Origin of the sequence: Cyanobium sp. NS01, assembly GCF_014280235.1 — a bacterium.
Classification (GTDB): Bacteria; Cyanobacteriota; Cyanobacteriia; order PCC-6307; family Cyanobiaceae; genus NIES-981.
Window position 1 is genome coordinate 1,182,908 of sequence record NZ_CP047940.1, and the last position, 12,853, is coordinate 1,195,760.

General features: G+C 68.0%; 16 protein-coding genes. 10 read left to right on the forward strand and 6 right to left on the reverse strand.

Translation table 11 applies throughout. From position 1 onward, the window contains the following. The first annotated feature begins 151 nt into the window (after nucleotides 1-151). Both CyaNS01_RS06120 and CyaNS01_RS06125 read left to right on the forward strand, forming a co-directional pair. The gene (locus tag CyaNS01_RS06120; protein WP_186699656.1) at nucleotides 152-1,714 is read left to right on the forward strand and encodes a cryptochrome/photolyase family protein; all 1,563 of its coding nucleotides are present in this window, start codon (nucleotides 152-154) and stop codon (nucleotides 1,712-1,714) included. A gap of 5 nt (nucleotides 1,715-1,719) precedes the next feature. Then, on the forward strand, nucleotides 1,720-2,184 hold the full coding sequence (locus tag CyaNS01_RS06125) for a hypothetical protein (RefSeq protein ID WP_225875846.1): 465 nt from the start codon (nucleotides 1,720-1,722) through the stop codon (nucleotides 2,182-2,184). On the opposite strand, the gene CyaNS01_RS06130 is transcribed toward CyaNS01_RS06125, so the two are convergent. From CyaNS01_RS06130 to CyaNS01_RS06140, 3 genes are all read right to left on the reverse strand, one after another. Next, a complete protein-coding gene (locus tag CyaNS01_RS06130; protein ID WP_186699657.1) occupies nucleotides 2,163-3,194 on the reverse strand; it encodes an AI-2E family transporter in 1,032 nt (343 codons plus the stop codon). The genes CyaNS01_RS06125 and CyaNS01_RS06130 overlap by 22 nt on opposite strands. Before the next feature lie 69 nt (nucleotides 3,195-3,263). Then, nucleotides 3,264-3,884, reverse strand: a complete 621-nt coding sequence (gene msrA / locus CyaNS01_RS06135; RefSeq protein WP_186700377.1) for a peptide-methionine (S)-S-oxide reductase MsrA — start codon at nucleotides 3,882-3,884, stop codon at nucleotides 3,264-3,266. Between the two features lie 153 nt (nucleotides 3,885-4,037). After that, complete coding sequence (locus CyaNS01_RS06140; RefSeq protein WP_186699659.1) at nucleotides 4,038-4,943, reverse strand: GNAT family N-acetyltransferase; 906 nt, start codon at nucleotides 4,941-4,943, stop codon at nucleotides 4,038-4,040. A gap of 82 nt (nucleotides 4,944-5,025) precedes the next feature. Between CyaNS01_RS06140 and CyaNS01_RS06145 the strand changes: the two genes are divergently transcribed. From CyaNS01_RS06145 to CyaNS01_RS06180, 8 genes are all read left to right on the forward strand, one after another. Next, nucleotides 5,026-6,666: an AarF/ABC1/UbiB kinase family protein gene (locus CyaNS01_RS06145; protein ID WP_186699661.1), complete on the forward strand. Its 1,641-nt coding sequence runs from the start codon at nucleotides 5,026-5,028 to the stop codon at nucleotides 6,664-6,666. A 58-nt stretch (nucleotides 6,667-6,724) separates the two neighbouring features. Further along, nucleotides 6,725-7,867, forward strand: coding sequence for a transporter substrate-binding domain-containing protein (locus CyaNS01_RS06150; protein ID WP_370561683.1), 1,143 nt, complete (start codon nucleotides 6,725-6,727; stop codon nucleotides 7,865-7,867). A gap of 110 nt (nucleotides 7,868-7,977) precedes the next feature. Then, nucleotides 7,978-8,433: a tellurite resistance TerB family protein gene (locus CyaNS01_RS06155; protein ID WP_186699663.1), complete on the forward strand. Its 456-nt coding sequence runs from the start codon at nucleotides 7,978-7,980 to the stop codon at nucleotides 8,431-8,433. 131 nt (nucleotides 8,434-8,564) lie between these two features. Next, nucleotides 8,565-8,990, forward strand: coding sequence for a cupin domain-containing protein (locus tag CyaNS01_RS06160; RefSeq protein WP_186699665.1), 426 nt, complete (start codon nucleotides 8,565-8,567; stop codon nucleotides 8,988-8,990). 77 nt (nucleotides 8,991-9,067) lie between these two features. Next, entirely contained in the window at nucleotides 9,068-9,991 is a 924-nt protein-coding gene (locus tag CyaNS01_RS06165) for an MBL fold metallo-hydrolase (protein ID WP_225875848.1), read from the forward strand. 41 nt (nucleotides 9,992-10,032) lie between these two features. After that, complete coding sequence (locus CyaNS01_RS06170) at nucleotides 10,033-10,290, forward strand: hypothetical protein (RefSeq protein WP_225875849.1); 258 nt, start codon at nucleotides 10,033-10,035, stop codon at nucleotides 10,288-10,290. 138 nt (nucleotides 10,291-10,428) lie between these two features. Next, nucleotides 10,429-10,803 carry a DUF1830 domain-containing protein gene (locus tag CyaNS01_RS06175; protein WP_225875850.1) on the forward strand — a complete coding sequence of 125 codons (375 nt, stop codon included), beginning with the start codon at nucleotides 10,429-10,431 and terminating at the stop codon, nucleotides 10,801-10,803. Nucleotides 10,804-10,910: 107 nt separating this feature from the next. Further along, the gene (locus CyaNS01_RS06180; RefSeq protein ID WP_225875851.1) at nucleotides 10,911-11,156 is read left to right on the forward strand and encodes a glypican; all 246 of its coding nucleotides are present in this window, start codon (nucleotides 10,911-10,913) and stop codon (nucleotides 11,154-11,156) included. Here CyaNS01_RS06180 and CyaNS01_RS06185 read toward each other — a convergent pair. From CyaNS01_RS06185 to CyaNS01_RS06195, 3 genes are all read right to left on the reverse strand, one after another. Further along, a complete protein-coding gene (locus CyaNS01_RS06185) occupies nucleotides 11,138-11,323 on the reverse strand; it encodes a hypothetical protein (protein WP_186699669.1) in 186 nt (61 codons plus the stop codon). The genes CyaNS01_RS06180 and CyaNS01_RS06185 overlap by 19 nt on opposite strands. A gap of 451 nt (nucleotides 11,324-11,774) precedes the next feature. After that, nucleotides 11,775-12,104: a hypothetical protein gene (locus CyaNS01_RS06190; protein ID WP_186699671.1), complete on the reverse strand. Its 330-nt coding sequence runs from the start codon at nucleotides 12,102-12,104 to the stop codon at nucleotides 11,775-11,777. Beyond that, nucleotides 12,101-12,853: a fatty acid desaturase gene (locus CyaNS01_RS06195; protein ID WP_225875852.1), complete on the reverse strand. Its 753-nt coding sequence runs from the start codon at nucleotides 12,851-12,853 to the stop codon at nucleotides 12,101-12,103. Before CyaNS01_RS06195 ends, CyaNS01_RS06190 begins: the two co-directional genes overlap by 4 nt.

Here is a 12,853-nt window from a genome sequence, read left to right on the forward strand (position 1 = left end):
GAACCAGAACCAGGGGTCGGTACGAAATCACAGGCTATTCAAGTTTCCTCAAGCTATGCCAAGCGGAACCCGGAGCGCGCGCCCACCGGCCCGACGGAGGGCTGCCCTGGACCAGGAGCTGCTAGGAGCTCCATCTGCTGCACCGCCCTTGATGGGCCTCACCCTGATCCTGGGCGATCAGCTGCACCGCGAGTGGTTCAGCGCCCCATCACTGCTGCTCGGTGCCGCCAGCCGGGTGCTGATGATCGAAGACCTCGCCGTGGCCTCCGCCTATCGGTACCACCAACTTCGCCTGCTCCACACCTTCGTGGCGATGCGCAGCTTCCGCGACGCCCTGATCGGGCAGGGGGTGGCCGTGCGCTACTTCGAGCTGCCGGCCTCGGCGGGCTGTTCGTTCTGGGAGCGGCTGGCGGCGGAGCTGGGCGAAGAACAGGAGCTGAGGGTGGCGGAGATCGCCGATTGGGGCTTCGAGCAGCGGCTGCAGGGCTTCTGCCGGCAGCATGAGGTGAGGCTGACGCTACTGCCCTCCCCAGCCTTCCTGGAGTCGGTGGCCGAGAGCCGCGGCTGGTTCGAAGGGCGGCGCCGCCCCTTCATGAAGACCTTCTACGAGCGGCAGCGCCGTCGCCTGGGACTGCTGCTCGAGGCCGACGGCACCCCCAGCGGCGGCCGCTGGAGCTTCGACAGCGAGAACCGCCGCCGGCTGCCGAAGAACTATCAGGAGCCACCGCTCCCCACCGTGGCGGCCAGCCCGCATGAAGCGGCGGTGCGGCAGCTGATCGCCACCCACTTCGCCACTCACCCCGGCGAGCTGGGGGAACTATGGATTCCATTCGATCACGACGGCGCCGAGGCCTGGCTGCAGCGGTTTCTGCAGGAGCGGCTCGATGCCTTCGGCCCCTACGAGGACGCCCTCAGCCAGAGCCGGGGCACCCTGCACCATTCCCTGCTCTCTCCCCTGCTCAACATCGGCCTGCTGAGCCCGGCCGGGGTGATCCAGGCCGCCCTGGCCCATGCGCACCGCCGGGATGCCGCCGGCGCGCCGGTACCGATCGCCTCGTTGGAGGGTTTCCTGCGCCAGGTGATCGGCTGGCGGGAGTTCGTGCGCGGCATCGATCGCGTCCACGGCGAGCGTCAGGCCGCCAGCAACTTCTGGAACCACCAGCGCCGGCTGGCCCCCTGCTGGAGCGATGGCAGCACCGGCCTGCCACCACTGGATGCGGCGATCGGACGGCTGAACCGCACGGGCTACAACCACCACATCGAGCGGCTGATGGTGATCAGCAACCTGATGCTCCTCTGCGAGATCCAGCCTCTGGAGGTGCACCGCTGGTTCATGGAGCGCTACCTGGATTCTTATGAGTGGGTGATGGGGCCGAACGTCTACGGCATGGGCCTGATGAGTGACGGTGGCCTGTTTGCCACCAAGCCCTACATCTGCGGCTCCAACTACATCCTCAAGATGAGCGATGTCAAACGGGGCCCCTGGTGTGACATCTGGGATGGTCTCTACTGGCGCTTCATCGAGCGCCACCGGGCCTTCTTCCAGGCCAATCCCCGCCTCTCGATGATGGTGCGCCTGCTGGATCGCATGGATCGCCAACGTCGCGATGGCCTGGCTGCTGCAGCCGAAGCCTTCCTCCGGCGCGCCACGGTGGCCCCGCCTTCAGCAGACCCCGCCCTGAGCAGACTTCCCCCTGAGATGCCTTTCTCCTGAGCTGGGTGGGTCTTGAAGAAGCTGCGCTGCGGTCTTGCCTTCCACCGGGTCAGGAACTAGATCGGATCAAGCCGCCATTGCCCGTCATGCAGATCCCGATGCCAGGCGCTGCCCGTGCCTTCATGGTGTTCGGCGTCCTTTCCGCCCTGTTGGGCGCCGCTCCGGCCCTGAAGGCCCAGGACCGGGTGCCCATTGAGGCTGTCCGCGCCATCAACACGGCCCGCACCCGCAGCGTGAAGATCAACGGAGGGCTTCAGGTCTACCGCCCGGCAAGCTGCATGTTCGCCACCGCAGCCCTCGATAATCCCTGCCTCGTGAGCAGCGACAGCGACGGTTTCGTCTTCAGCTTCATGGGCGGCCCACCGGCCTGGCAGGAGCGAGATCTTGCCCCCAGCCTGGAAACGGAGATTCGTATCTCTCCGGATGGAACGATCGTGGACGAACTGATCTACAACGGGCCACCCCGCTGAGGGCTGGAGGCGGAGTCTTGCTCCTCTTCCTTACCCCAGCCCAGGATCATCCCCGTGACGGGAATGGCCAGGAACACTCCCAGCAGGCCCGCCAGCCGCTCTCCAACGAACAGGGCAAAGAACAGCACCACCGGGCGGATCTGCAGGGCCCGGCCCATCACCCGTGGGTGGATCAGATTGTCCTGGATCTGCTGCAGCACCACCGAAGCGATCACCACCTGCAGGGCCAGCCACTGGCCCTGGGTGAGGAACACCACGCTGCTGGCCGCGATCACGCCCAGGGTGGCGCCGATGCCGGGGATGGCATCCAGCACTCCCACCACGATCGCCAGGATCAGGGCAAACTTCACCCCCATCAGGGCGAACACCAGAAAGCTGGCCAGGCTCAGAAACAGCATCAGGGTGATCTGGCCGCGCAGGAACCCCAGCACATTCTTCTGCACGCTGCGGTCGAAACGCCCGCGCACCACCTCAGGCAACAGCTGCAGCACCTGACTCCAGGTGGCGCCGTTGTCCACCAGCATGTAGATCACAATCACCAGCAGAATCACGCCGGCGAACAGGTTCGAGAAGGCCCCGCCGATCATTCCCAGGCCGCTGCCGAGGCTGTCGCGCAGCAGGTCCAGCACCTGGGCGAGCTGGATCGTCCTGAAGTAGTCGTGGAAGGGCAGATCGGGGCGCTGCAGCCCCAGCACCAGGTCGTTGAGCAGGCTGCTGCCCTGGTTCACCAGCTGGAAGCCGAGCACGGCCACCAACAGGCTGCCGCTGCCGAAGGCGGCCAGGCCGGTGATCAGGATCGCCAGGCCCCGGCTGCACCCCAGGCCCACCAGCCGCCGCACCGGATACTCCAGCAGCACAGCCAGCACCGCGGCGGCGATGAACAGGGTGAGCACCGGCCGAAAGAACGCCACCAGCTGCACCAGCGCCCAGCCGCAGGCGAGCAGCAGCAGGAACCGCAGCAGCGCCGATTGGTTCAACCCCTGCCAGGGCGGCTCCTTGGGCTGGCTCATCGGGGTGTTGGTGCATGGGGTAGTGGACCCCACCATGCACCCGAAGCTGCTGGCCCCGGCCACCGGTCCTTACTGCCGTAACTCAGGGAAGGTGCTGCGGAACGTCTCCAGCTTCGGGATGTCGTGCACCAGCACATAGGGGTGGCGTGGATTCCGCCGCACGAAGTCCTGGTGGTAGTCCTCGGCGGGGTAGAAGCGGGCGCTGCTCTCCAGTTGGGTGGCAATCGGCTTCGCGAAGCTGCCGGCTTCATTGAGCTGGGCGATGTACTGCCGCGCCACGTTCTGCAGGAGAGGATCGTCGCTGAAGATCGCCGATCGGTACTGCTCGCCCACATCGGGCCCCTGGCGGTTCACCTCGGTGGGGTCGTGGGCCACGGCGAAGAACACCTTCAGCAGTTCCCCGTAGCTCACCTGGCCCGGGTCGTAGGTGATGCGGATGCCCTCCGCGTGGCCGGTGGTGCCCCGGCTCACCTCGGCGTAGCGGGCCGTGGCGCCGGAGCCGCCGGCATAGCCGGTCTCGACGCTGCGGACCCCCCGCACCTCTTCAAAGATCGCCTCCATGCCCCAGAAACAGCCACCCGCCAGCACGGCTGTCTGGTCGGGGCCGGGGCGACGGCCCGGATCCAGGGCCGGATCGGGCAGGGCGGCGGCGCTGGCGGCACCGGGGCGCAGGGGCAGCTGGCCTGGCATCAGCAGCGGCAGCACCAGGAGCCCAGCCAGGCCGGCGCCGAGTGAGGCCAGAAGTGGCCATCCCATCTTGAGCCGGGGCATGGTGATCCCTGAATCCTGTCTCTGGTCTACAGCCGGAATCGCGTGGCGGATTGGCGGCAGGCAGCGGCTGTCTCAGCCCAGCTCCAGGCAGGCCAGGCCGTAGACGTCGCCCAGTCCCACCCGCGGTGGCTCCCCCCGGTACATGCGCAGCACGGTGCTCAGGGGTTGGAAGCCGAGCCGCCGCATCAGCGGATCCCCGTGGGGATTGGCGCCCGGCACATCGATCAGCACCACGCCGGGGTGGCGGGCCAGCATGCCGAGCAGCAGGCGTTCGGCCAGCGCCGGGCTGTCGGCCAGCAGGGGGCCGATGCGCCAGCCCGTTCCCCGCCGCAGCAGGCAGGGCCGGATCCGGCCGAAGCCGTGGCACTGGCCCTGCCCGTCGATCAGGGCCAGCACGCTGCCGGCCTCCTGGCCCAGCCAGTCGGCCAGAAAGTGGGGGCGTGGGCTCGGTTCGCGCAGGGCGTCGTAGGCCTGCACGGCCCGCCGCGGCAACCGCTTCCCCTGCAGCAGGTCGAGGCCGTCGTGGGGATCGATCGGGCGCTCGTCTCCCGTCGCCATCACCTGCCAGCGCCGGGTGGGGGAGGCCGGCCGGAAGCCCCAGCCGCGGTAGTCCTCCACCCGCTCGGGCGCCGCCTCCAGGCCGATGCAGGGCAGGGCAGCCAGGTGGCCCATGGCGGTGCGCCACAGGTCGAGGCCGTGGCCCCGGCTCCGCTGGGCCGGATCCACCAGAAACAGCCCGATGAAGCCGTAGCTGGCGTTGTAGCGCACGCCGGCGATGCAGCCGATCGGCCGCTGGTCGAGCTCCTTCACCCACAGTCCCTGGCGGTCGGTGTGGCGGAAGCTGGCCACATCTCCTTGGCCGGGACAAAATCCCTCCGCGCGGGCCCAGGCCACCACCTGGGGAATGTCCCGGGGAGCCAGCGGCCGGATCAGGCCTGGAGCCCTGACGCTGCCGCCATCAGCTTGGCGCTCGATCATGCCTCGCCCATCGCAGGCCTGCCCGGGCTCTCCAGCCTGCTCCCAGCCGCCACCATGGCGGCAGTGTTTGATCAGGCTCCGCATGCTGAGTGGCTCTTCCCGCGCCCTCGAGATCGTCAAGGTGGTGTCCCAGCACCAGTGGGATTACCTGCTTGGTCTGCTCAGCGCCCAGCTCGGAGCCGCTGCCGACACCCAGCCGAGCCTGCCGGCGCCGGAGGTGCTCTGCCGCATGCTCACCGAGCTGGGGCCGGTGTTCGTGAAGGTGGGCCAGCTGCTCAGCACCCGCCCCGACCTGCTGCCGGATGCCTACGTTCGAGCCCTGGCGCGGCTGCAGAGTTCCGTGCCACCGGCCCCCTGGCCCGAGGTGGAGGGCCGCCTGCTGGAGCAGTGGCAGCGCTCCCCGGAGGAGGTGTTCGCCAGCTTTGACACCACTCCGGTGGCGGCGGGCAGCATCGGCCAGGTGCACCGAGCGGAGCTGGCCGATGGCCGGGCCGTGGCCGTGAAGGTGCTCCGCCCCGGCATCGAGCGCCAGGTGGAGGAGGACGGCCAGCTGCTGCGCCAGATCGCCGCCCTCGCCGCCCAGACACCGCTGGGCTCGAGTTACGACCTGCCGGGCCTGGCGGAGCAACTGGTGGCTGCCCTCGAGGGTGAGATCGACTTCCGCCGCGAGGCCGGCAACACCGAACGGCTGGCGGAGGTGCTGAAGCGCTCCAGCTTCGTGGGCGATGGCCGGCTGCGGGTGCCCGGGTTGTTCCGGGAGTTCAGCGGCCCGGCGGTGCTGGTGCTGGAGTGGTTGGCGGGGGATCCGATCTTGAGCCCTGAGGCCCGCTCCGCCCTGGAGCAGTGCTCCGGTGGGGTGGAGGCCGCCACCGATGCCCTGCTGGGCGCCTTCGTGGAGCAGTTCTTCGTGGAGGGCTTCTTCGACGCCGATCCCCATCCCGGCAACCTGATGGTGGCGGCCGACGGCACGATCACCATCCTGGATCTGGGCATGGTGGGCAGCTTCGATCCCCGCACCCGCACGATGGTGCTGGATCTGGTGCTGGCCCTGATCAACGAAGATCCGGCCCGGGCCACCGATCTGCTGGTGCATCTGGCGCCGCCCCTGGCCAGCAGCGTCGATCGGCGCGGGCTGCGGCGCCGGCTCGACCAGCTGATCCGCGCCAACTTCGCCAAGCCCCTGCAGCAGCTCAACTTCGCCCATTTCCTGGCCGACATGCTGCAGATCGCAAGCAGCACCGGCCTGCAGGTGCCGGGCAACCTCGGCCTGTTCGTCAAGGCGATCACCAACCTGGAGGGGGTGGGACGGGAGCTGTCGCCGGAGTTCAGCTTCAGCGAGGCGATGAAGCCCTTGGTGAGCCGGTTGATGGCCCGCGCCCTGTTGCTTCCCCAGCAGAGGGTGATGCAGTTCGGCCTCGACCTGCGCAGCCTCCTGCTCGATTCCCCGCGCCAGCTCAGTGGCCTGCTCCAGCGCTTCAGCGGCGACGAACTGGTGTTCGCCTTTCAGCTGCAGGGCCTGGACCGGGTGCTGGGCAACCTTGATGTGCTCTCGCGGCGCATCGCTCTGGCGATCCTGGTGGCGGCCCTGCTGCTCAGTGCCACGGTGATGGCCACCCAGTCGGAGCTGCAGCTGCTGCGCCAGGTGAGCCAGGGGCTGTTCGTGGCCGCCAACGTGCTGGGGGTGTGGCTGGTGGTCTCGCTGATGCGCTCCGGCCGCCGCTGAAGCGCTGCTGCTGAGCCGGCTCGCGGCCCTTAGGGTCGCCAGGGTCGCGACAGCTGTTGTGTTGAACATCCCCGGCCGCGCCGCCTCCCTGCTCTGTCGTGCGTTGGTCGGCGCGGCGCTGCTGCTGCCAACCGCCCTGGGGCTGCAACCTGCCTCAGCCAGGCCCCTGCGGGTGGGGATCAGCGGCAACGCGCCCTTCCTGATCCGGCGGGGGGATGTGCTGGAAGGCATCACACCTGATCTCTGGCGCGTGGTGGCGGAGGAGAACAGCTTCCAGGCCGAGCTCGTACCGAAGGCGAACACCGCCGCCAACCTCAAGGCCCTGGAGCGCGGTGAACTCGACCTGGCGATCGGCCCGATCAGCATCACCCCTGAGCGCCTCAGCAGTGGGGCCATCGAGTTCACCCAGCCCTACTTCTTCGGCCAGGTGGGCGTGCTGGTGCCCCTGCGGGATGGGGGGCTGTGGGCGCGAGTCAGGCCCTTCTTTCAGGTGGCGGCGCTGTCGTCGATCGGGCTGCTGCTGCTGTCGCTGTTCGTGGTGGGCAACCTGATCTGGCTGGCGGAGCGACGCCGCAATCCAGAGCATTTCCCACCCCACTACCTCCACGGGGTGGGCAACGGCCTCTGGTTTGCGATCGTCACGCTCACCACGGTGGGCTACGGCGACCGGGCCCCGGTGACTCGTCTGGGCCGGGTGATTGCCGCGGTGTGGATGATGATCACTCTGCTGGCCGTGTCCTCGATCACCGCCGGCCTGGCCTCGGCCTTCACGGTGTCCCTGGCCCGGGTGCCCGGTGGCGGCATCCAGTCGGTGGAGGGCCTGCGCAACCGCCCCGTGGCCGTGGTCAAGGGCACCACCAGTGAGAAGTGGGGGCGTCTGAGCGGGGCCAGCCTCAGCCAGCAACCCACCCTGCAGGCGGCGGTGGCCAAGCTCGCGGCCGGCAAGGTGGATGCCGTGATCTACGACTCGCCAGCCCTGCGCTATTACCTCAGCCAGAATCCCCGGCTGGATCTGAAGCTGGCGCCGTTCAGCCTGGCCCAGGAGACCTACGGCTTTGCCATGCCGCTCAACAGCCCCCTGGAGAAGCCTCTGGACGTGAGCCTGCTGCGGATGCTGCGCTCCGGCCAGATCGAGGCGTTCTACCAGGGCTGGGTCGACGGCCCCACGGACGATGCAGCGCCGGGTCCAGGGGTGGGCTGAGTATTCCTCTTCATTGTGGCGGCATGGTCTGCATCGCTACCGCCAAGGGCTGTGGCCCAGGTCTTGGCTGGAGTTCTCCCTGGAACCAGGGCCCTTCGCCGTCGCTCCCCATGACCTCCACGCTCAGCTCTCCCACGGCCCTGGACACCACAGCGCCCCTCGATCCCGCCGTGGCCTTCGTGGCCCTGGCCCTGGCGGCTGTCTCCTGGGACGGCAGCCTCACCATGGCCGGCTCCAGGGCTCTGCGGCATGCGCTCGACTACCGCCATCCCTACCGCGATTACACCCCTGAGCAGATGGTGGGCCTGATGGATGGCCTGATGGCCACCCTGCGCCGCGATGGTCCCCAGCACCTGATGGTGCGTGCCGCTGAGGTGCTCAACGCCGGCCAGCGCGCCACCGCCTATGCCGTGGCGGCGGAGATCATGCGCTCCGATGGCCCCCTGGAAGACGACGAGCGCAACATCCTCAGCAACCTGGCCGCCACACTCCAGCTGGGCGACGCCGTGACGATCCCGGTGCACGCGGCGATGGATCTGCTGCATGCCGATCTCGACATGGCCTGAGCGCCCGCTTGGCCCGCTCCCCCGCCGTGCGGAAACCGTCACAGGCCAGGGGAGTTGGCCCATTGGGTATCAGCTAATGCGACATCAAGGCCGAACCGGTCGCGAAACTTCACGCACTTGTGATTTCGTTGATGTCCCTTGCGCGCCAGGTGGAACTCCTGCCCTTCGCCGGCAGCCGTTCCGGCCAAGCCTTTCTCTCCAGACCCCAGCCCTGTGATGAAACGTTGATCGCCGAGATCAGCCCCCAGGCGGCCTGTGAGCTCTTCTGCCATCGACAGCAGACCGATCAGCTGATGGTGCTGCGCGGCTGCATCGACCTGGTGGTGCTCCAGGAAAGGAGCCTGAGACGCATCTGTCTGCGGGAAGACGAAGGCGTCTGGGTGCGCATCCCCCCCGGCGTTCCCCACGGCGCCATCAACCGCGGGCGCACCCCAGCTCTGCTGGTGAACGCTGTGCTGCGTCACGGCCCCAGCGATCCCCGTGATTACCTGCCCAGGCGCGTGCCGGAATCGCTGCAGACCCAATGGCAGGCCCTGCGGGAGGAAGCTTGGGCCTGAAATCGCAGAGCCCCGGCGGCCGCAGCTCTGCGGAGTCCGGCCGCCGGGAGAATGGTGCTGCTCTCTGTCTTACAGCCGTGCCGCCCCGCTCCCGCTGGCTGCCTGTCCTTGCCCTCAGTGCGGCCCTGACCGTGGGGCTGCTCAGTCCATGGCACAGTCCCTGGCTGCGCAGTGCTCATGGCGCAGCAGCCGAACCCTTTCTGGCCTCACCCGTGCGGGGGGCAGTGGCGGTGATCGGCGGCGAGGGCGGCAACATCGCCGTGCTCACCGGAGCCGAGGGCACTCTCTTCGTGGATGCCAAGTTCGAGCGTCTGGGCACCGCCGTGCGCGCGGCGGTGAGGGCCCTGGGAGGCAGCGACCCCACCTGGCTGATCAACACCCACTTCCACTTCGATCACACCGACGGCAATGCCGGCTTCGCCCGCACCGGCGCCCGCATCGTGGCCCACCAGAACGTGCGTCGCCGCCTGGCGGAGGGCTCCAGCATTCCGGCCTTCAACCTGGTGACCCCTCCGGCTCCAGCGGAGGCCCTGCCTGTGGTGAGCTTCGAGCAGAGCCTGCAGCTCTCGCTCAACGGCGAACAGCTGGATCTGGAGTACCTGCCGGCGGCCCATACCGATGGCGACGTGCTGGTGCGCTTCGAGCAGGCGGATGTGATCCATGCCGGGGATGTCTGGTTCAACGGCATGTATCCCTTCATCGACGCCGGCAACGGCGGCACCCTGGCGGGGGCGATTGCCGGCGTCGATCGGGTCCTGGCCCTGGCCGGGCCCGACACTCGCATCATTCCGGGCCATGGCAGCGTCGGCAGCCGCGACGACCTCGCCACCTACCGGGCCATGCTCGCCACGGCCCAGCAGCGCCTGACGGCTCTGAAGCAGCAGGGGCTCGGGGCCGAACAGGCTGTGGCCGCCAAGCCCCTGGCCGACCTCGAGCAGCGCTGGGGGCAGGGGCTGTTCAGCGGTGATCGCTGGATTGAGGTGCTCTGGCCGGCTCTTTGAGGCATGCTGAGGACAACGTTCTTTCTTTCCTGCTGCGACCCGTGCTGCGACCTCTCCTGCCTCGCTCCCTGGCCACTCTGCTGGCCTGCTCGGGCCTGGCCCTGATCGCCCCTCCGGCCATGGCCCAGAAAGTGGTGCCCAAGATCGGCACCATCTGTCCGCTGGGCTATGTGGATCTGTTCAACGGCAAGTGCAGCAACCTGGGGGCCTTCAACTACACGGTCACGCCCACCAACGGCAAGGCGTGCCTGGAGGGCTGGATGAACGTGGGTGGTGGCTACTGCCGCAGGAAGAACTGACCACATCCCTCTGTGGGGCTGCCACCAAACAGCCCGTTTGCCCATGAGTGCAGTTGCTCATCGGGCTGATTCGGTGCGCGTTACCACGGATTTGCCTGGGGCAGACCCGAAACAGTGGTGTTCCAGGCGCGTGGACCCATGCTCGAACCGATGCTCGACTGTGGCTACCGCAATGAGCGCTCCCACCTGGTGATGCTCTGCTGCAGCGGATCGACTGGCTTCGCCCTTGAGAGGGTGATTTTCCCCTTTGAGCTGCTCACCTTCCATGCCCCCGCCGGCGCCACGGTGCTGATCTATGGGCCCGCTCCCCAGGATCCGGAGTTGCTCGAGAGCTGTGGCGTGGAAACGCTGTTGCTGGGGCTGGATGCCGCCGGGCAGCACCCGCTGCTGCCGCCGAGCATGGCGGCCCTGTTGCAGGACCTGCGCCAGCGCTACCTGCAGGACCCCAGTGAGGAAAACCGTCGCCACCTGGTGCAGTTCGAGCAGACCCTGCGCCACAGCCTGCCCACCTGAGGCCCGCTGGCCACCGCCCTGCAGGTGGTGCGGTTCACCGTCCCAGGGGCAACGCAAGCCACGGGGAGTGCAGAGCAGAATGGATCCATTGATGGGCTAAGGGTGCCATGGCCTCGCTTCAATCGCTCCGGCATGGTCCCCCATCGGCCCTCGTGGCCCCTGTGCTGGGCCTGGCGGCCGTGGGTGCCGTGGTGGTGATCCCCCTGGTGGCTCTGGCGGCCATTCCCCTGCTGGTGGCCACGATCCTGGCGGCCGGTGGGGTGCTGGTGTTCGGTCTCACCATCTGGGCCTCGATCGAGGGCCTGGCTGCCCTGGAACGCTGGCTGGAAACCGATCAGCGCTTCCAGAAGTAAGACGGCCTGGCCTGTTGGCGCCGCCGCAGTTCGACCTGGAAGGCCTGGCCCAGCTGCCGAGCCTGATGCTGGCGCCAGCGCTGCTGCCAGCCCACCAGCTTGAGTGCCACAAGCCCGCACCAGAGCAGCAGGGCGGGGGAGGAAAAACCAAGCTGGCCATGGGTCATAGGGCCATTCTGGTCGGCTGGGTTCCCCTCTGCCGCTGGGCGGTTTGTTGCACTGGGCAGCACAGCTGTGAGCGTTTTGGAACAGGTGCGGTTACCTTTGGGCCTCTTCAGCTACCGGAGTCAGCCGGAAGCCCATGACAGGCACCACTGCCGTTGACCTGCAGGGACTCACCCGATGGCCTGGCCGAGCTCGCCCCAAAGCTCAGTCAGCCTCAGCCCGGCTGCGTCGCTCCAACCGCGAGGACGCGCTTCGGCAGATCGACCTTGCCACCCTCGCTCAGGCGTTTCTCAGTCGGGAGGCGGTTTACCTGGGTCGTGGTGATTTCTGGCGCTGGGAGTTGGATGGCATCCCCCTATGGCTGGTGCCCCAGCTCCGGGACCTGGGTTTTCTGCCCTGATCAGGCCACTCCCATGGGCTCTGGGGAGTCTCCCCAGGTCCGTCAGAGGGGGGTTAGAAGCGCGACATCGCCGTGATCTTGGCCAGTTTCTGCGTCTCGAGACCGTCGAGTTCGCTGAGGTCAAGCAGGCCATCCTTCACCAGGCTGGCAAACACAAACAGGATGCCCTGCAGGCGGAAGTCGAAGCGACCTTCCATGGTGTGGCGCTCAATGCTGAGGTAGTCGTGCAGACGCCATACGGTGTCGGCGCTCTCCAACTCCTCCACACTCGCCCTCACCCTGGCGATCAGCTTGGCGATGGCGCGGCGGTAGGCCCGATCAAAGGCTTCGCGGGCGATTGATTGCTCAGTCTCTGTCCATCCCTCCAGGGTGGTCTCTATCACGGCAAGCGGTCCGAGCAATTCCTTGTGTCCAAGGATACCGAGCCTGCGTCGCCCGACGCGAGTCGCTGCCGGGGCAGGGCAAACCAGGGGACGCTGGGCGCCTCATGGTGTTCCCGGTGGTAGCCGAAGTGATAACAGGCCAGTAACGATGCCCAGACCGGCAGATCCAGGCTGGTGGCACCACCGGAGCCGGAACGCTGCTGGCGATGGGGCAGATAGGTGCCCACCAGGAACAGCTGCAGGGAGCTGAGCAGCAGGGGCAGGGTGCAACAGAGCAGCACGCTGTGGGCCGCCCTGTCCCAGCCCAGCCCAGCCAGGCTGTGCAGCAGCACGGTGAGCCCCATCCAGCCCACCAACAACCTGGCCATCTGGCTGCTGGAGAGGTAGCCCCCCATGAAGCGGCCATACCAGCGCAACGGGCCGGCGTGGGGATCCGGGTGGAAGTCCGGGTCTCCAGGAGTCGCTTCCTCGCGGTGATGGCACAGGTGATTGCGGTGGCAGCGGCCGTAGGGAAGGGCGGCGTAGAGCCCCAGGCTGGCGGCTCCGAGCCGGTCGTTCCAACGGGGATGTTCCGGCAGCAGAACACCGTGCATGGCGTCATGTCCCACGATGAACAGGCCCGTCTGGGCCAGGGTGCGGGCCATCACCGCCACGGCGAGCAGGCCCCCAGCCAGCCCCAGCGCGTCAAGGGCGACCAGGGCGACCAGGCTGAGCAGCCAGCCCAGCACGATCCCAGCGGCGAGAAGCAA